The organism is Sphingomonas sp. RIT328 (assembly GCF_000632225.1).
Classification (GTDB): domain Bacteria; phylum Pseudomonadota; class Alphaproteobacteria; order Sphingomonadales; family Sphingomonadaceae; genus Sphingomonas; species Sphingomonas kyungheensis.
Map to the genome: position 1 here is coordinate 173,972 of NZ_JFYV01000012.1, position 18,378 is coordinate 192,349.

Sequence of the window (18,378 nt, forward strand, 5' to 3'; positions counted from 1 at the left end):
GGCGCCTCAGCTGCGGCGGACGCCGATGTCGGTGAAGCGGCGCGGTTCGAGCGGGGGTGAGGCGGGCTCGGCGAGCATGCACTGCCAATAGCCGACGTCGATCCACTGGCCGTGCTTGTGCCCGATCGCGCGGAACACGCCGGCGCGGCGGAAACCGACCTGCTCGTGCAAGGTGATCGAGGCATTGTTGGGCAGGGCGATGCGCGCGATCGCCTGGGTGAAGCCCTGCGCGCGCAGCGTGTGGATCAGCCCTTGGTAGAGCAGCCGGCCGACGCCCTGCCGCTGCGCGACATCGGCGACGTAGATGGTCGTTTCGACCGCCCAGCGATAGGCATCGCGTTCCGAGAAGCGCGTGGCATAGGCATAGCCGAGCACGCCGCCCTGATCCGCGCCTGTGGTCGCGACGATCCACGGATAGAGCCCGTCGGCGCGCGCCATCCGCGCCTGCATCGTTTGCGGATCGGGCGCCTCGACCTCGAACGACACGGTGCCGGCGAGGACGTGCGGGGCATAGATCGCCGCGATCGCCGCGGCATCGTCGCCCGTCGCCGGTCGCAGCGCGATCATCTACAGTCCGACGCGGGCGAGGATCAGGTCGAGCAGCCGCGCATCTGCCGCGCCGCTGTCGCTCGGCCCGAGCCCGCCGCATTCGAGGCAGCGCGCCTGGACCGATCCGGCGCTCGCCAGCCGGCGCACGTCGCCGATCGCCTGGGCGAGCAGCCCGCGCCGCTCGGCCGCGATCCGCGCGAAGACGTCGCCGCCGGCCTGCTCGGTCGCGTCGTCGTCGTCGCGATCGGCGAAGCTCGCGGCGAGCTGTGCCGCGACGCTCGGCTCCTTCTCGAGATATTCGGCATGGACCTTGGCCGGATCGAGCTTGGCACGTTTCGCCGCCTCGCCGACCGCGTCCTGCAGGGTGCCGAACCGGTCGACGAGGTGGAGCTGGCGCGCCGTGCCGCCGTCCCACACCCGGCCCTGCGCGATCGCATCGACGCGCTGCGGCGTCATGCCGCGCGACTGGGCGACGCGCGCGAGGAACTGGCGATAGCCGTTCTCGATCCCCGCCTGCAGGATGGTGTCGAGCTGCGGCGTCGTGCCGGCATAGACGTCGGGCTGGCCCGACAGCGGCGTCGATTTCACCCCGTCGGCGGTGATGCCGATCTTGGCGAGCGTCTTCTCGAAGGTCGGGATGATGCCGAAGATTCCGATCGAGCCGGTGATCGTCCCCGGCTCGGCGAAGATCACGTCGCCCGGCGTCGACACCCAATAGCCGCCCGATGCGGCGAGCCCGCCCATCGAAACGACGACCGGCAGCCCCTTCTTCTTCGCCTCCAGGATGGCGAGGCGGATACGCTCGGAGGCGAGCACCGATCCGCCCGGCGAATCGACGCGCACGACCAGCGCCTTGAGGTTCTTCTTGGCGAGCCCGTCGAGGATCAGCTTGGCGATCGTGTCGCCGTGCGCACTGCCGGGGCCGCCTTCGCCGTCGACGATGTCGCCGGCGATCGTCACCACGCCGATATTGTCACCGGTCTTGGCGAGCGGATTGGCGCCGACCCAGGCATCATATTTGATCGTGTTGAAAGTGCCGACGGGCTTGTTCGTGTCGCTGCCGACCAAAGTGGCGACGCGGCGGCCGAAGGCGATGCGGTCGCCGAGCATGTCGACGATGCCGGCGGACAGATTGGCCTTGGCGATATCGCCGTTGGCGGCGACGATCATCCGGTCGGGGCTGGCGAGGAATTGCGCGACCTGCGCCTTGGGCCGCGCCTTGGCGATCGCCTCGCGCCACTGGCCGAACAAGGCGCCGAGCAGCTGCTGGCTCGCCTCGCGTGCCTCCGGGCTCTGGTCGGCGCGGGTATAGGGTTCGACGAAGCTCTTGAACTTGCCGACGCGATAGACGTGCGTGGTGACGCCGAGCTTGTCGATCAGCCCCTTATAGTAGAGCTGGTTGCCGCCCGGCCCGGTGAAGATCGTGCCGCCGAGCGGATTGACCCAGATTTCGCTGGCATTGGCGGCGAGGCGATAGCCCGCGTCGGTATAAGCGGTGGCATAAGCGAGCACCGGCTTCTTGGTGTCGCGGAAGCGGCGGATCGCCTCGGCCACCTCGTTGAGCGTCGCGGGATAGCCGCCGGCGAAGCTGTCGAGGTCGAGCACCAGCGCCTTGACGCGGTCATCGGTGCGCGCCGTGTCGATCGCGCGCAGCACGTCGCGCGCGCGATATTCGCGCGGCATCGCCCGGCCGGAGAAGGCGGCGAACGGCGTCTGCTCCTCCGGCTGTTCGACGATCGTCCCCTTGAGGTCGAGCACCAGCGCGCCCGGCACGATCGCCTTCGATCCCGGCCGCGCGTTGAGCGCCGCGAACAGCAGGCCGAAGAACAACAGCATCGCGATCAGGACCAATCCGTCCTTGATCGCCACCAGCAGCTTCCATGCGCCCCGAACCAGCTTCACCCGATGCTCCTTGTGTTGCCGACCAGCGCTAGAACAGCCGGAGGCGGCACGCAACGGTCCGTATTAGCGTGGCAATACAGGAGTGGCGGCGGGTGCCGCTATCATGCGGAAGGAGTGGCGGGGGAGGATCTCCCTGTTCCGCGTCGCGGCGGTGCCGGCGCGTCACGCCTCTTGGTGATCCGTGAGAGGCGATCGAGCGAAGCTTGCCGTCCGAGGCACTCTCCTGATGCCTGCCATGCCATCGACGCCGCCCGGCAGCCAATTGTGCAGGGCGCGACGTGCAACGGCACTCTCGTTCCTATGATACGGAGACCCGTTCGAAGGATCCGGCCACGTCCATGACCCATATCTTCCCCAACAGCATGGCGAAGCTGCGCGACGATCGCAGCGATGACAGCGTCGACATCGTCATGCGCACCAAGAACCGTCCGGCGCTGCTCGGCCGCGCGCTGAGCAGCGTCGTCAATCAACAGCATCGCCAGTGGAACCTGTACCTGATCAACGACGGCGGCGATCCCGCGCCGGTCGACCAGCTCGTCGCCACCTTCGCCGACGAGCTCGCCGGCCGCGTCACCGTCGTGCATCATCCGGACAGCCTCGGCATGGCCGCCGCGGCCAATCGCGGCATGACGCTCGGTACCGCCGCCTTCGTTGCGGCGCATGACGACGACGACAGCTGGGACGAAACCTATCTGGCCCGCTGCACCGGCCATCTGCTCGCGCCGGAGAACCGCCGTTTCGGCGGCGTGCTGACCAAATGGAACAAGATCGGCGAGGTGTTCGACGGCAGCCATGTCGAACTGCGCGAGGCGTTGGTCGACGGCTATGACGGCTCCGTGCTCGACTTCCTCGAAGTCATCCGGACGCCGCGCATTCCGCCGATCGCGCTGCTGTGGCGGCGCAGCGTCGTCAATCATATCGGTTTCCTCAATCCGCATTTGCCGATCTACGACGACTGGGATCTGATCATGCGCGGCCTGCAGATCGCCGACATCGCGCTGCTGCCCGACGCGCTGGCCAATTATCACCTGCGCATCACGGCGGATGCCGGCGATTACGCCAACACCATCACCGAATGGCAGCCGATCTATCACACTTATGACATCCTCTATCGCAACGGCCTGTTGCGCGCGCTGTTCGATCGCGATCCGACCCAGCTCGGGCTCGTCGTCAATCTGCTGAAGAACGCGGAGCATGTCCGTGGCCAGGTCCAGTCGATCCAGATCGCCTCGCACCGCGAATTGTCCGGCAACGACCATCATCTCGACGGTCGCCTGACCACGCTGGAGACCGAGGTGCGCGAATCGCGGCGGCTGCTCGAACAGCTGTGCGCCGCGGTCGGCCAGCCCGCCTGAGGCGGGGGCTTGCCGGTGGCGGGCGGTCGCGCGACAAGGCGCTATGCCGCCGATCCAGCCGCCGCCGTCCGGGTTCGACGGGCCCGTCAAACGATCGATGACGATCGCCGGCCACCCGACCTCGATCAGTCTCGAGCCCGTCTTCTGGACGGCGCTCGAGACGGCGGCGCAGGCGCGCGCGCTGCCGCTGTCGGCGCTGGTCGCCGAGATCGACGTGCTGCGCATCGCCGCCAACGATCCGCCCAATCTGGCCAGCGCGTTGCGGACCTGGCTGTTCGCCTTCGCCGGCAGCGCCAATGTTGAGAATGCCACGCATTAACGTTGACAGTGCGAACGACTCTCAATAGCGAGTTCCCAAAATAAGGGGGCTTCATGTCGAAATCGTCGGTCTCGTTTCTGGCTCTGTCATGTGTCGGAGCGTTCCATACCTTGCCCGCCTATGCGGACGATCTGCCCAGGATGCCGGTCGCCGGCGATCCCGACCAGCGCCGCGACGACGACATCCTCGTCACCGGCGAGCGCCTCCGGCGCAGCGACGATCCCAAGGCGGTCGCGCCGGTGCTCGATACGCCGCGCTCGATTGTGCTCATTCCCAAGGAGGTGATCCAGCAGACCGGATCGGTCAGCCTGCAGGATGCCCTGCGCACCGTGCCGGGCATCACCTTCGGCGCGGCGGAGGGCGGCAATCCGCTCGGCGACCGGCCGTTCATCCGCGGCTTCGATACGCAGGGCAGCATCTATGTCGACGGCGTCCGCGACCTCGGCGCGCAAAGCCGCGAAGTCTTCGCCACCGAGACGATCCAGATCGTCCGCGGCTCCGATTCGACGCTCGGCGGTCGCGGTTCGGCGGGCGGCACGATCAACATCATCTCCAAGCTGCCGCAACTCGACGACTTCGGCAGCATCTCCGGCAGCTATGGCAATGCCGACTTCAAGCGCGTCACCGCCGACGTCAATCTGCGGCTCGGCGCGATGGCGGCGTTCCGGATCGAAGGGCTGTGGCATGATCAGGATATCGCCGGTCGCGATGCGCTCTATGCGCGCCGCTGGGGTGTCGCGCCGTCGCTGTCGCTCGGGCTCGGCACGCCAACGCGGCTGACGGTGAGCTATTATTATCTGGAAAGCCACGAGCTGCCCGATGCGGGCATCCCCTATCTCTACACGATCGGCAATGCGCCTGGGACGGGGACGATCGCCTCGCGCCCGGCGCTTGGCACGATCACCACCGCGGGCGGCACCACGGGCTATGTCGACCGGTCGGTCTTCTACGGGCTGACCGGCCGCGACTTCCGCGACAGCTACACGCATCAGGCGACGGTGCGCGCCGAACATGATTTCGGCGGGATCACGCTGCGCAACACCGCGCGCTTCACCCGCAGCGAGCAGAATTACATCATGTCGATGCCCGACGACAGCCAGGGCAACGTCTATGGCACCGCGGCGTCCGATCCGACGACCGGCGCGGCCGGGCTGCGCGGCGATCGCACCAGCGGCGGCTACGTCTGGCGCCGCACCAACACGCGCTACGGCTATACCCAGAGCATCGTCAATCAGACCGACCTCTACGGCCAGTTCCACACCGGCAGCATCGTGCATAGCGTCGCTGCGGGCGCGGAGCTGAGCTGGGAGCAGGCGCGACGCGGCACCTATGTGACGCCGGGTCTGTTCAACGCGGCCGGGACGGCGATCCTCGCCTCGGGCAGCACGATCACGCCGCGCTGCAACACCGCCACGCTCGCGCGGAGCTATTGCACGACGCTGTTCTCGCCCGATCCCAACGACCCCTGGGTCGCTTATGCCAGCGACACCGCGACCAACGTTCTGCCGGTCGCGCGCATCGGCCTTGCCGGCGAGACGCAGAACGATGCCAATACGCGGGCGCTCTATGCGTTCGATTCGATCACGCTCGTGCCGCAGCTGATCCTCAACCTCGGCGCGCGCTACGATCGGTTCGCCTCGACGACGCGGCTGCCCGGCACCGCGGGGGTGCGGTTCCGGCGGACCGACAGCCTGTTCAACTGGCAGGCGGGCCTGGTCTTCAAGCCGACGCCCGACACCAGCCTCTACGCCAGCTACGCCACCGCGGCGACGCCGCCCAACAGCCTGCTCGGCGAGGGGCGCGAGGACAATGCGCTGCCGACCACGGCGCAGACCGCGGCGATCCTCGACCTGCTCAAGCCGCAGAAGACCAAATCCTACGAGGTCGGCGCCAAGGCGACGCTGCTCGGCGAGAAGCTGCTGCTCACCGCCGCCGCCTTCCAGACGCAGATCGACAATGCCCGCGTTACCGGTCCCAACAACACCGTCGAATTCATCGGCGAATCGCGCATCCGCGGCATCGAACTCGGCGCGACCGGCACGATCCTTCCGGGCTGGACGATCTTCGGCGGCTATACGCATCTCGACCCGAAGGTGATCGACGGCGGGTCGACGGTATTCGGCACCGTCGCCGTCCCTTCGGTCAACACCGGCCGGCAGATGCCGCAGACGACGCGCAACAGCTTCACCGCGACCAGCAACGTCAGCCTGTGGCACCGGCTCGAGCTCGGCGGCACCGCCATCTATATGGGCAGGCAGATCGCCGGCTATTCCGACGACCGCAGCGCGACGCGGCTGGTCGCGACCAAGCTCGTCGTGCGCGAGGCGCCGGCCTATTGGCGCTTCGACGCCCGCGCCAGTGTCAAGCTGACCGATCGGGTCGACATCAGCGTCAACGCGCAGAACCTGACCGACAAGGTCTATTACACGCAGCTCTACACCACGCATTTCGCGCAGGTCGCGGCGGGGCGGACGGTGTTCGGCACGCTCGGGCTGCGGTTCTGATGCTTCGCGGCGTGCGGCTGTGACCGCGATCACCGCAGCGGATGCCGCCTTGATCCGCCGCGCGGCGGAGGCGGGGCTGGCCGAGGCACAGGCGATGCTCGGCCAGCTGCTGCTCGACGGCAATGGCGTCGATAGGGACGAGGGCGCGGCGCTCGCCTGGTTCACCCGCGCGGCGGCGCAGCAGCATCTGATGGCGCTCAACATGGTCGGGCGCTGCTACGATCTCGGCTGGGGCACGGCGGTCGACAAGGCGCGCGCCGCGGCCTGCTATCGTGTCGCCGCCGAACGCGGGCTCGACTGGGCGATGTACAATTACGCAACCCTGCTCGCGCTCGGCGAGGGTGTCGACCCGGATCGGCCGGCGGCGCTCGGCTGGCTCGAACGCGCGGCAGTCCTGGGCAATGCCAAGGCGATCAACTTCGTCGGCAGCTTCGCCGAGGACGGCTGGGTCCATCCGCAGGACATGGCCAAGGCCGCGGACTGCTACCGTCGCGCCGCCGCCGGCGGTGATTTCCGAGGCTGTTTCAACCACGCACGGATGCTGGCACAAGCAGGCCGGATGGATGAGGCCCTTCTCTGGATCGAACGCGCGACGGCGACGGGCCATGCACGCTTCGTCGCGCAGATGCGCGGCTGGCTGGCGGACTGCCCCTATCCGGCGCTGCGCAGCCGTGGCCCCGCGGCGGTGGCACGGGAATGGCCATGCTGATCGCCATCCCCGATCTGCTCGACGCCGCCGCGGTCGCCCGTCTGCGCGCGCGGATCGACGCGGCCGAGTGGATCGACGGCAATGCGACCTCGGGCCATCAGTCGGCGCTCGCCAAGCGCAACGAGCAATTGCCCGAAGACAGTCCGGCGGCGCGCGAGAGCGGCGCGCTGATCCTCGATGCGCTTGCCGCCGCGCCGCTGTTCGTCGCCGCGGCGCTGCCGCTCAAGGTCTTTCCGCCGCTGTTCAACCGCTATGCCGAGGGCGCGACCTTCGCGACGCATGTCGATGCCGCGATCCGCATCCGCCGCGGCAGCGATTTCCGCATCCGCGCCGATCTGTCCGCGACCCTCTTCCTCAGCGACCCCGCCGATTACGACGGCGGCGAGCTGGTGATCGAGGATCGCTTCGGTCCGCAGCGCATCAAGCTGCCCGCCGGGCATTGCGTCGTCTATCCCGCCTCCAGCCTGCACCATGTCACGCCGGTGACGCGCGGCTGCCGTGTCGCTTCCTTCTTCTGGATCGAATCGATGGTGCGCGACGATGGCGCGCGGCGGCTGTTGTTCGATCTCGACGCGGGCGTGCAGGCGGCGGCGGCGTCGCTCGGGGCAGGGGACCCGGCGGTGGTGCAACTGACCGGCGTCTATCACAATCTCCTGCGCCGCTGGGCGCAGGTCTGAGCCGGTTGACCGTGCGCGGGGCGCCATGCCACGCCGCGCCCGACCCCTGGTGGAGCAAGCGATGACGAAACTGGCCTGGCGCAGGACGTGGTTCCAGATCCACAAATGGATCGGGCTGATCCTCGCGATCCTGATCATCCCGCTGTCGCTCTCCGGCGCGGCCCTGGTCTGGCACGACGCGCTCGACCGGATCGTCAATCCGGCGCGCTACCAGATCAGCGGGACGACGCAGCGCACCCCCGACGTCTATGCCGACGCAGCGCGCGCGGCGCTCAGGCCGGGCGAGCGGATCGCGCAGCTCAGCCTGCCGGAGGGGCATGGCCCGATCACGGTCGCCGCCGCGCCGGCGAGCGCCGATCCCGGCCGCCGCGGCCCGCTGCCGCGGACGATGATCTACCTCGATCCGCCGACCGCGCGCGTACTTGACGTCGCGGGCAGCCAGGCGGGGCTGGTGCGCTTTCTCCACATCCTCCACGGCAGCTTGCAGATACCCGGCCTCGGCCGCACCATCGTCGGCTGGATCGGCGTCGCGATGCTGCTGTCGAGCATGACCGGCCTGTGGCTGTGGTGGCCGACGGTCGGATCATGGTCGCGCGGCCTGCGCTGGCGGCGGCATCGCAATACCGACAGCAATCTCCACCATATGATCGGCTTCTGGATCGCCCTGCCGCTGTTCGTCCTGTCGTTGACCGGCGTGTGGATCAGCTTCCCCGGCGTGTTCGGCGGCGGTCGCGGCGGGCCGGATCGCGGCGGCCAGCGCGCGGTGCCCCTCGCCGAACCGGGCCAGCCGCTCGACCTCGTCGTGGCGCGGGCGGCCAGCGTCCGGCGCGGCGCGTTGCGCAGCATCGCCTGGCCGACCAGCGCCAGCGCCGACTGGACGGTGACCTACGCGAACGGACAGGTGGTCAAGATCGCCGACGACAATGGCGTCGCGGTCGCGGCGCCGGCGCGGCGGCCGGGCGGGCTGGCGCGGACGATGCGTCGCCTCCACGACGGCGGCGGGATGGGGATCGTCTGGCAGATCGTGATCTTCCTCGGCGGCATCGCACCGGCGGTGCTGGCGGTGACCGGGATCATCATGTGGTGGCGCGCCCGCGAATGGCGCAGCAAGGCCGCCTCGGCTCGCGGCGGTCGCACCGCGACGCGGTGACAAAGGGGACTTCCGCGATCGAAACCGGTCGCGGAAGCCCCCTTGGATCAGCGTCAGCGGCCGAGCAGCACCCGCGCCTGACCCGCGATCTGCGCGAGCATCGCCGCATTGGGCTGTGCCGCATGGCGGGCGCGATCGATCACCGCCTTGAACTGGCCGACACGCGCCGCATTGGCGGTGAGCCAGGCGGTGACCGCGCCGCGCGGATCGCCGCCGCCGTTGCGGGCGAGGAACTCCAGCCGTTGCTGCTGGAAATCGCGGGCGAGGCCGGCGAGCAGCAGCCGCTCCCACGGATCGCTCGACACGATCCGCGCCGCGGTCGCCTGCGCCCAGTCGAGCCCGAGCGCCTGACCGAGATGCGTGAACGCCCGCGTCAGTTCGATCTCGTCGAAACCGAGCTGTTCGCCCAATGCCGCCAGACCGACCGCGCCGTCGAGGTCGAACAGGCGCACCACCCGCTGCGCGAGATCGGTCGGGGCACCCGCCGCTTCCAGCTGCGCGGCGATGCGCGCGCTCTGCGCACTGGCTTCCTCGAGCAGCAGCGAGGCAGTCTGCCGTTCGAGCTGCGCGACGCCGCTGCCGAGCCGGTCGAGCACCGCCCCCGGCAAGGTTCCCGGCGCCGACGCGCGCAGCAGATCGGCGATATGCGAACGCGTCGCCACCGCCACCTCGTTGAACAGCGCGATGCGCGCGCCCTCGCTGATCGCGGCGCGTTCGATCTCCGCCCACAAGGCGTCGAGCCCGAAGATGCGTTCGGCGACGACGAACATCGCTGCGATATCGGCGATCGCCGCGCCCTCTTCTTCGGCGAGTTCGAACGGCGACAGGATGCCGAGCCGGTTGACGATGCGATTGGCGAGCTTGGTCGCGACGATCTGCCCGCGCAGCCGGTGCGTGTCGATCGCCTGCGCGAAGTCGCGCTGCATCGCCGGCGGGAAGGCGCCGTGCAGATAGGGCGCGAGTTCGGGCGCCATCGCCAGCGACGCATGTTCGATCCCGTCCTGCAACGCCAGCTTGGCGGTGGCGAGCAGCACCGCGAGCTCCGGACGCGTCAGGCCCTGGCCCTCCTGGCCACGGCGCAGCAGATCCTCGTTGGCGGCGAGCCCTTCGACGGCGCGGTCGAGCCGGCCGCTGGCTTCGAAGATCTCGATGACGCGGACGTAGCTCGGGATCGCCGCCGCACCGTCCGCCTCGGCGATCGACAGCGCCAGCGTCTGCAGGCGATTGTCCTCGAGTACGAGGTGCGCGACATCGTCGGTCATGCTGGCGAGCAGCGTGTTGCGCTCCTCGAAGCCGAGCCGGCCTTCGTTCATCTCGCGGTTGAGCGCGATCTTGATGTTGACCTCATTGTCCGAACAATCGACGCCGGCCGAATTGTCGATGAAGTCGGTGTTGATCCGCCCGCCGCGGGTCGAGAAGGCGATGCGTGCCGCCTGCGTCACGCCCAGATTGGCGCCCTCGCCGATCGCGGTGACGCGCAATTCCTCGGCATTGACGCGCAACCGGTCGTTGGCCGGATCGCCGACCGCGACGTTGTTCTCCGCCGCCGCCTTCACATAGGTGCCGATGCCGCCGAACCAGAGCAGGTCGGCAGGGGCCTTGAGGATCGCCGAAATGAGCGCGGCCGGATCCAGCTGCGTCGCGGTGACGCCGAGCGCCGCCTGGACCTGCGGCGACAGCTTGATCACCTTTTCGCTGCGCGCCCAGACGCCGCCGCCTTCGCTGATCAGCGCCGCGTCATAATCCGCCCAGCTCGACCGCGGCAGCGCGAACATGCGCGCACGCTCCTCCCAGCTCGCCGCCGGGTCGGGATCGGGATCGAGGAAGATATGGCGATGGTCGAACGCCGCGACGATCTTCAACGCCTTGGACAGCAGCATGCCGTTGCCGAACACGTCGCCCGACATGTCTCCGCAGCCGACGACGGTGATCGGCTGGCTCTGCACGTCGACGCCACGCTCGGCGAAATGCCGCTGGACCGAAACCCAGGCACCCTTGGCGGTGATGCCCATCGCCTTATGATCGTAGCCGACGCTGCCGCCGCTGGCGAAGGCGTCGCCGAGCCAGAAGTCGCGCTCCAGCGCCAGCGCATTGGCGACGTCGCTGAACGTCGCGGTGCCCTTGTCGGCGGCGACGACGAAATAGGGGTCCTCGCCGTCGAGCACGCGGACGCCGGCCGGATGGACGACGCGGCCTTCGACGATATTGTCGGTGATCGACAGCAAAGAGCGGATGAAGATCCGATAGCTCTCCGTCCCCTCGGCCAGCCACGCGTCGCGGTCGAGCGCGGGGGAGGGGAGCTGCTTGGGATAGAAACCGCCCTTGGCGCCGGTCGGCACGATGACGGCGTTCTTGACGCGCTGCGCCTTCATCAGCCCGAGAATCTCGGTGCGGAAATCGTCGCGCCGGTCGGACCAGCGCAGGCCGCCGCGCGCGACCGGGCCGGCGCGCAGATGGATGCCCTCGACGCGCGGCGAATAGACCCAGACCTCGCGCCACGGCACTGGCGCGGGCAGGCCGGGGATGAGGTGGCTGTCGAGCTTGAACGCCAGCGCTTCTGCCGCGGCGGGAGCGAAGGCATTGGTACGCAGGCAGGCGGCGATCAGGTTGCGATAGGCGCGCAGGATGCGATCGTCGTCGATCGCCGACACCGCATCGAGTCCGCGCTCGATCACCTCGTCCGCCGCGGCGACGTCGCCGGCAACGGCCGGGTCATGCGCCGCGGCGAAGCGGGCGATCAGCGCCTTGGTCAGCTTGGGCGCCCGCCGCAACGCATCGACCACCGTGGTCAGGCCATAGGGCAGCCCCGCCTGCCGCAGATAGCGGAACCAGGCGCGCAGCAGCACCACCGATTGCGGCGCCAGCCCGACATCGACGATCAGCCGGTTGAACGCGTCGTTTTCCGCCGCGCCTTCCAGCGCCGCGGCGATCGCGCCCTCCAGCACCGCGGCGTCCTGCGCCTCGGCGGTCGCGTCGATCTCGACGACGAATTCGTGGACGAAGGTATTGGCGTCCTCGCGCAGCCGCGTCGGCAGTTCGCCGATCACGCGGAAGCCGAAATTCTCCAGCACCGGCACCGCGTCGGACAGCGCGAGCGCGCCGCCGAGCTTGTAGATCTTGAGCCGCCGGTCCTCACCGGGCACTGCCGGGAAGATGCGCACCGAGCGCGCCGCGGGATCGTCGAGCGTCGCGATGCGCAGGATGTCGGCGGCGGCCTCGCTCGCGGTGCTGACGTTGCGGTAATTGGCGGGGAAGGCATTGGCCCAGCGCAGCGCCAGCCGCGCCGCACGCGCCGCGGGCAATTGCTCGGCCAGCGCCGCCTCGACGTCCGACACCCAGCCGCGCACCATCCGGCGCAGGCGCTCGGCGAGCGGCTCGGTCTCCGGCATGCGGCCGTCGCCGCGCAGGTCGATCGTATAGCGCAGCAGGGCGACGACGCCGTCGTCGAGGCTGATCGACCAGTTGAGCACGACGCCGTTCGACGCCTCGCTCAGCATCTGCGCGATCTGCACGCGACGCGCGGTGGTCAGGTCGTCGCGCGGCAGCCAGGCGAAGGCGAACATGTGCCGCCCCAGCGCCGATCGCACCAGCACCAGCGCCGGCCGCGGCCGGTCGGCGAGGCTCATCGCGGTCAGCACCACCTCTTCCAGCGCCGGCGCCGGGAAAGCGACGACGAGGTCGTGCGGCAGCGCGGTCAGCGCATGGGTCAGCGCCTTGCCGGTATGCCCCTTGGGATCGAAGCCGAATTTCGCCTCGAGCGCGGCGAGTCGGGCGCGCAGCACCGGCACGTCGCGCGGCCGCACGCTGAGCGCGGCGCTGGTCCACAGTCCGGCATGGATCGACAGGCCTTCGACCGTGCCGTCGCTGCCGATCGGCACGATCACCAGATCGAGCGGCACGGCGCGATGCACCGTCGAGATCAGGCTCGACTTGAGCAGCAGCGGCGCGTCATTGCCTGCCTCGAACCATTCGATCGCCAGCGCGCGGCTCGCCTCGGCGAGCATCGGCGTCTGGTGCGGATGGCGGGCGATGCCGAGCGCGTCACCGGCGCTGCCGTCGCGCCGCCACAGTTGATGGCCGAGCAGCGTGAACTGGCCGTCGAGGAACCATTGCAGCAGCGCCGCGCCTTCGCCCTGCGGCAACGCCGCCTCGTCGCGCGCCATCGCGCGCTGGAGCAGCGGCCAGTCGGTCACCGCCGCCCGCACGTCGGCGAGCACCGCGGTCAGCTCCTCGACCAGCCCGCGCCGGTCGCGCGCGTCGGCGCGTTCCAGCTCGATATAGATCATCGATTCGGGTGCGCCGGCACCGCCGATATCGGTCATCACGCCATCGGCGTCGCGCGTCACCCGCACCACCGGGTGGATGACGCGATCGATGTCGAGGTCCTGCTCGCCGATCGACGCTGCGATCGAATCGACCAGGAAGGGCATGTCGTCGTTGACGATCGCGAGTCGCATCCGGCGGCGGACGTCGTCCGACGGCAGCGGTTCGAGCGCGATCGCCGGTGTGCCCGGCAGGCGCTGCGCGGCGGTCTGCGCGACGAACGCGGCGGCGGCGGCGCGTTCGGCATCGCCGAAGCCCGTCAGCTCTCCCGGTAGCGCGCCCTTGGTCAGCCGGGCGGCAAGCGCCTCGGCCATGGTCTGATTATGGTCGGCCATGAATCGCCTATGCTCCCGCGGGTCGCGGACCTCAAGGCTTGCCGCAGTGCAAAAATTACGCGGTCAAGCAATATTCATGCGGGCAGGGCGATCAGTCGGCGGTCGCGTCCGCGATCGCCTCGACCGCCGCCGCATCATCGAAGCGGCGAATCACATCGAGCGTCCCGTCGGCGCGCGTCCGTGCGAGCAGCACGACGAATTCGGCATCGCTCGCGGGCAGTGCGACCGAGGCGAGCGCCGGCAGCGTCCGCCACGCGGCGCGGGCGCGGTGGCCGCGTCCCCCGGCGTCGCGCGGGCTGTCGAAACCGCCGCTCGGGCCATCCGCCCAGGCCGGCGTCGCGATCGGCGGGCGCGGCGCGGCGCGCACCGCGGCATCGAGCTCCGCGTCGAGCGTCGCCTGCGTCGCGTCGTCGACCATCTCCTTCCAGTTGATCACGCCGTAGATGAAGTCGATCACGTCGCCGTCGGACGAAAAGGGCATGAGGATGCCGCGATACAGGGTCGTCCGGCCGCGCGTGCCGACGAACTCCGCTTCGAACCCGATCGGCGCGCGATTCGCGATGATCTGCAAATAGTGATCGGTCAGCCGCGACAGCAGCGAGCGCCCGGGCACGTCGGCGACGCGGACGATGGCGGTGTCGAGCCCGCATTCCTCGCGCAGCGCCTGCCCGAGGAAGGCGATGGTCGCATCGTCGCTGCCGCCGGTGAAGTCGATCAGCACGCTGTGCGGCCCGAAATCGTCGATGCTTTCGGGGTGGAGATCGGCGATGCCGGGATAGGGGCGGCCTTTCAGCAGCGACACCCAGTGATTGTAAGCGCGCACGTGCATCCGCCGCTCGTCGCCGCCGAGATCGAACAGCGCATCGCCGACGCCGCCTTCATCGACGCCGCCCTCATCGCCACCCTGGCCGACGGCCGAATCGATCGTGCCGTCACCATCGACCCGCTCGTCCTCATAGCCGCGCGCGATACCCATGAGCATACCTTCCTTCGCCGGGCCAGCCCCCGTCGCGACGCTTGTGCACGCTCCGTGGTAAACGGGTCGTAAAGCCGCCGATCAGCAATTTCGCTTCGCGACGATGCTTGTCAGCCGCGATGCGACCTGTTAGGCGCACCCCCGAACGGCGCTTCGCGTCGCTTCACCCCGTGCCGCTTTAGCTCAGCTGGTAGAGCATCGCATTCGTAATGCGGGGGTCACAGGTTCGAGTCCTGTAAGCGGCACCATCAAACATCACCGGCTAACGATATGTCTCCCTCCCATCGTGCGACGAGGGAGCGTGCATCGGCATGTTTCCAAAGCGTATCGGCGAATTCGTCGCGCTCGCGGTCGAGGCCAACGGCGAGCGGCACGTCTTCCGGTTCCGCGTCGAACAGGTCTGACCGACGGGGCGGCGGGGGCGACCGCCAGTCCCGGGTTTCCGCCTTCGATCGAACGCTGTAGCGTGGCCCGCACCACCCTTGCAGGATCCGCCATGAAAATCAGCGCACGCAATCAGATCGCCGGTACCGTCACGGCGATCACGCCGGGAGCGGTCAACGGCGCGATCAAGGTCGACATCGGCAACGGCACGATCGTCACCGCCAATATCACCGAAGAGGCGATCGCCGACCTCGGTCTTGCGATCGGCGATACGGTCACCGTCATCGTCAAGGCGAGCGACGTGATGATCGGCAAGTGAGATGAAGCTCGGCCCGCTCTGGGTAAAGCTGCAGCTGGCCTGTGGCGATGCCCTCGCGCTCGGCCCGGGCAAGGCGGAGCTGCTCGCCGCGATCGGGACGCATGGCTCGATCTCCGCGGCGGCGCGCGCGATGGGGATGAGCTATAGGCGCGCCTGGATGCTGGTCGACGAAATGAACCGCTGCTTCGATCCGCCGGTGGTCGAGACGCTGCGCGGCGGCGGGCAGGAGCGTGGTGCGCGCATCACCGAAACCGGCGCGGCGGTGATCGCGGCCTATCTCGCGCTCGAGGCGCAGGCGGCGACGCTCGCCGACCATTCCGCTTATCATCAGCTACGCGATCTGTTGCGCACCGAGCCGCTGCCGCCGCCCGAATAAACCTCTATATACGCACGAATACATCGTCGATATACGGCCCGATATAGAGAGCGCGGAGTGTCCGCGCCAAAGGGGTGCGTGACGATGTCGAGAAGGTTGGCCGGCTTGCTGGCGACGATCGTTGTACCGGCGCTGGCCACGCCGCTCGCCGCGCAGACCACCACCGCTGGCGATCCGACGCGGGTCGAGACGGCCGATGACGGCATCGCCCCGGTCATCGTCACCGCCCGGCGTCGTGCGGAGGAGGAGCAGCGCGTTCCCGCGGCGCTGTCTGTGGTCGGCGGTGCGCTGCTCGACCGGAGCTATACGGTCAACACGCAGGGGCTGACGACGCTGATCCCCAGCCTCAATTACAGCTCGGCCAATCCGCGCAACACCGCCTTCACCATCCGCGGCCTCGGTTCGAGCGTGGTGGCGGTGAGTCAGGCCAATGACGGGCTCGAATCCGGCGTCGGCTTCTACGTCGACCAGGTCTATCATGCGCGTCCCGCCACCGCCGCCTTCGACTTCGCCGACATTGCGCAGGTCGAGGAGTTGCGCGGCCCGCAAGGCACGCTGTTCGGCAAGAACACCACCGCCGGCGCGATCAACATCACGACGCGCGCGCCGAGCTTCACCCGCGAAGGCTTCGCCGAACTATCCTATGGCAGTCACGACCTCGTCCAGGCCAAGGGCTGGGTCTCCGGGCCGATCAGCGACAGCGTCGCCTATCGCCTGTCCGTGGTATCGACCCGCCGCGACGGCGTGATCGCCAATATCCGCACCGGGCGCGACACCAACACGCTCGGGACGCAGGCGGTCCGCGGCCAGTTGCTGTTCAAGCCCGATGACGCGATCCAGATGCGCGTCATCGCGGATTTCACCAACTTCCAGGCCTATTGCTGCGGTCAGGTCTATCTGCGCACCGGCACCTCGCTGCGTGCGGCCAACCGGCAGTTCGGCGGCGCCGCCGGACTTGCCGCGCAGTTCGGCTATACGCCGGCGAGCACCAACCCCTATGACCGCGTCACCGATATCGACGGTCCGCTCGGCACCGACACCAACGAGGGCGGGGTGAGCGCGATCACCGACTGGAACCTCGGCTTCGCGACGCTCACCTCGGTCAGCGCCTGGCGCTTCTGGAACTGGGATGCGGAGAACGATCGCGACTATACCGGCCTGCCGGTGCAGCTTTCGCAGCATATCCCGTCGCGGCAGGATCAATACAGCCAGGAGTTGCGCCTCGCCTCGAATGGCGCCGGACCATTGTCCTATGTCGTCGGCCTCTACGCTTTTCGTCAGCGGATCACCGGCCGGCCGATCAGCATCTATGGTCCCGCCGCGGCGCGCTATCTGATCGGCATTACGACGGGCGCGAACAACACCGCCGTCCCGGCCAATCTGCTCGACGGCTATGGTCAGGACGGCCGCACCGATTTTCGCAGCCGCAGCTATGCGACGTTCGGCGAAGTCAATTACCGCATCGTCCCGCGGCTGACCGCGACGCTCGGCCTGCGCTACACGCAGGAGGACAAGGACGGCTCCTATGCCACCACCGTCTCCGGCGGGCCCGTCGTCACCAATGCGGCATTGATCAGCGCGCGGCTCGGCGTGCTGCGGCCGCAAAGCTATCGGGCGCATGACAGCGACGGCAGCCTGTCGGGGCGCGGCAATCTCGCCTGGCAGGTCAGCGACGCGACGCTGGCCTATGCGAGCTATGCGCGCGGTTTCAAATCGGGCGGGATCAACATGTCGGGCCTGCCGCTCGACAACAGCAACCAGCCGGTGCTCGCCACCGCCGTGGTGCGGCCCGAGCGTAACGAAACCTATGAGGTCGGACTTAAGAACGATCTGTTCGACCGGCGGCTGATCCTCAACCTCGATGCCTTCTACACCAAGGTGCACGACTTCCAGGCAACGGTAGTCGAGAATTCGCTGACCCAGACGGTGCAGCTGCGCGGCTACCTCTCCAACATACCCGAGGTGACAGTGAAGGGCGTCGAGGCCGATGTTACGGCGCTGCTGCTGCCGGGCCTCAGCGCGCGGGCCAATGTCGCTTATGCCGACGGGCGCTACACCGATTATCCTGCCGGACCATGCCCGCTCGAGGTGCAGACCGCCGCGACGACGCGGTGCAGTCTGACCGGGCGCCGGCTTGCCTCGCTGCCGCGCTTCGCGATCACCGCCGGGCTGGATTATACGCATCCGATCGGCCGCGGTGCGGTCGTGGTGCATGTCGATACCGCCTCGCGCAGCGGCTATAACGGCGATCCCAGCCTGTCGCGCTACACGACGATCGACGCGTACAATCTCACCAACGCCAATATCGGCTATCGCTTCGCCGACGGTACCGAGCTGATCGTCTGGGCGCGCAACCTGCTCGATGCGGATTATATCCAGAATCTGACCGTGCAGGCCGGCAATTCCGGACTGATCCTCGGTTCGCCGAGCGATCCGCGCACGATCGGCGGGACGGTGCGGTTCCGGATGTGATTCGCGCGTCCCCGAATGTGACAGGATT

Annotated in this window: 13 protein-coding genes and 1 tRNA gene; 10 read left to right on the forward strand and 4 right to left on the reverse strand. The window is 68.6% G+C overall.

Annotated features, from left to right (window positions below; translation table 11 throughout):
* Nucleotides 1-6: 6 nt before the first annotated feature.
* Nucleotides 7-567: a GNAT family N-acetyltransferase gene (locus tag BW41_RS07235; RefSeq protein WP_037532959.1), complete on the reverse strand. Its 561-nt coding sequence runs from the start codon at nucleotides 565-567 to the stop codon at nucleotides 7-9.
* Nucleotides 568-2,451: a signal peptide peptidase SppA gene (gene sppA / locus BW41_RS07240; protein ID WP_037532962.1), complete on the reverse strand. Its 1,884-nt coding sequence runs from the start codon at nucleotides 2,449-2,451 to the stop codon at nucleotides 568-570.
* A 338-nt stretch (nucleotides 2,452-2,789) separates the two neighbouring features.
* Between sppA and BW41_RS07245 the strand changes: the two genes are divergently transcribed.
* The 6 genes from BW41_RS07245 (at nucleotide 2,790) to BW41_RS07270 (ending at nucleotide 9,165) form a co-directional block, all read left to right on the forward strand.
* Nucleotides 2,790-3,806 (forward strand): glycosyltransferase family 2 protein, encoded by a 1,017-nt coding sequence (locus BW41_RS07245; protein WP_037532964.1) that lies wholly within the window; start codon nucleotides 2,790-2,792, stop codon nucleotides 3,804-3,806.
* Nucleotides 3,807-3,849: 43 nt separating this feature from the next.
* A complete protein-coding gene (locus BW41_RS07250) occupies nucleotides 3,850-4,125 on the forward strand; it encodes a ribbon-helix-helix domain-containing protein (protein ID WP_037532965.1) in 276 nt (91 codons plus the stop codon).
* A 53-nt stretch (nucleotides 4,126-4,178) separates the two neighbouring features.
* Complete coding sequence (locus BW41_RS07255) at nucleotides 4,179-6,629, forward strand: TonB-dependent receptor (protein ID WP_037532967.1); 2,451 nt, start codon at nucleotides 4,179-4,181, stop codon at nucleotides 6,627-6,629.
* Nucleotides 6,630-6,648: 19 nt separating this feature from the next.
* Entirely contained in the window at nucleotides 6,649-7,338 is a 690-nt protein-coding gene (locus tag BW41_RS07260; RefSeq protein ID WP_051583321.1) for a tetratricopeptide repeat protein, read from the forward strand.
* Nucleotides 7,332-8,015 (forward strand): Fe2+-dependent dioxygenase, encoded by a 684-nt coding sequence (locus BW41_RS07265; protein WP_037533284.1) that lies wholly within the window; start codon nucleotides 7,332-7,334, stop codon nucleotides 8,013-8,015. The genes BW41_RS07260 and BW41_RS07265 overlap by 7 nt, the downstream gene beginning before the upstream one ends.
* Before the next feature lie 61 nt (nucleotides 8,016-8,076).
* On the forward strand, nucleotides 8,077-9,165 hold the full coding sequence (locus BW41_RS07270; RefSeq protein WP_037532970.1) for a PepSY-associated TM helix domain-containing protein: 1,089 nt from the start codon (nucleotides 8,077-8,079) through the stop codon (nucleotides 9,163-9,165).
* A gap of 53 nt (nucleotides 9,166-9,218) precedes the next feature.
* Here the strand turns inward: BW41_RS07270 and BW41_RS07275 are convergent, their stop codons facing one another.
* Both BW41_RS07275 and BW41_RS22040 read right to left on the reverse strand, forming a co-directional pair.
* The gene (locus BW41_RS07275; RefSeq protein WP_037532973.1) at nucleotides 9,219-13,823 is read right to left on the reverse strand and encodes an NAD-glutamate dehydrogenase; all 4,605 of its coding nucleotides are present in this window, start codon (nucleotides 13,821-13,823) and stop codon (nucleotides 9,219-9,221) included.
* Nucleotides 13,824-13,914: 91 nt separating this feature from the next.
* Nucleotides 13,915-14,799, reverse strand: a complete 885-nt coding sequence (locus BW41_RS22040; protein ID WP_037532976.1) for a PAS domain-containing protein — start codon at nucleotides 14,797-14,799, stop codon at nucleotides 13,915-13,917.
* A 172-nt stretch (nucleotides 14,800-14,971) separates the two neighbouring features.
* Between BW41_RS22040 and BW41_RS07285 the strand changes: the two genes are divergently transcribed.
* The 4 genes from BW41_RS07285 to BW41_RS07300 all read left to right on the forward strand — a co-directional run bounded on the left by BW41_RS07285 (nucleotide 14,972) and on the right by BW41_RS07300 (nucleotide 18,350).
* Nucleotides 14,972-15,047, forward strand: a tRNA-Thr gene (locus BW41_RS07285).
* Nucleotides 15,048-15,295: 248 nt separating this feature from the next.
* Entirely contained in the window at nucleotides 15,296-15,502 is a 207-nt protein-coding gene (locus BW41_RS07290; protein WP_037532979.1) for a TOBE domain-containing protein, read from the forward strand.
* 1 nt (nucleotide 15,503) lies between these two features.
* Nucleotides 15,504-15,878: a winged helix-turn-helix domain-containing protein gene (locus BW41_RS07295; protein WP_037532981.1), complete on the forward strand. Its 375-nt coding sequence runs from the start codon at nucleotides 15,504-15,506 to the stop codon at nucleotides 15,876-15,878.
* A gap of 84 nt (nucleotides 15,879-15,962) precedes the next feature.
* On the forward strand, nucleotides 15,963-18,350 hold the full coding sequence (locus tag BW41_RS07300) for a TonB-dependent receptor (protein WP_037533285.1): 2,388 nt from the start codon (nucleotides 15,963-15,965) through the stop codon (nucleotides 18,348-18,350).
* Nucleotides 18,351-18,378 lie beyond the last annotated feature (28 nt).

Coding starts and splice junctions, on each gene's coding strand:
- BW41_RS07235 (WP_037532959.1), bottom strand. CDS start 567: ATGATCGCGCTGCGACCGGCGACGGGCGACGATGCCGCGGCGATCGCG.
- BW41_RS07245 (WP_037532964.1), top strand. CDS start 2,790: ATGACCCATATCTTCCCCAACAGCATGGCGAAGCTGCGCGACGATCGC.
- BW41_RS07250 (WP_037532965.1), top strand. CDS start 3,850: ATGCCGCCGATCCAGCCGCCGCCGTCCGGGTTCGACGGGCCCGTCAAA.
- BW41_RS07255 (WP_037532967.1), top strand. CDS start 4,179: ATGTCGAAATCGTCGGTCTCGTTTCTGGCTCTGTCATGTGTCGGAGCG.
- BW41_RS07265 (WP_037533284.1), top strand. CDS start 7,332: ATGCTGATCGCCATCCCCGATCTGCTCGACGCCGCCGCGGTCGCCCGT.
- BW41_RS07270 (WP_037532970.1), top strand. CDS start 8,077: ATGACGAAACTGGCCTGGCGCAGGACGTGGTTCCAGATCCACAAATGG.
- BW41_RS07275 (WP_037532973.1), bottom strand. CDS start 13,823: ATGGCCGACCATAATCAGACCATGGCCGAGGCGCTTGCCGCCCGGCTG.
- BW41_RS22040 (WP_037532976.1), bottom strand. CDS start 14,799: ATGGGTATCGCGCGCGGCTATGAGGACGAGCGGGTCGATGGTGACGGC.
- BW41_RS07290 (WP_037532979.1), top strand. CDS start 15,296: ATGAAAATCAGCGCACGCAATCAGATCGCCGGTACCGTCACGGCGATC.
- BW41_RS07295 (WP_037532981.1), top strand. CDS start 15,504: ATGAAGCTCGGCCCGCTCTGGGTAAAGCTGCAGCTGGCCTGTGGCGAT.
- BW41_RS07300 (WP_037533285.1), top strand. CDS start 15,963: ATGTCGAGAAGGTTGGCCGGCTTGCTGGCGACGATCGTTGTACCGGCG.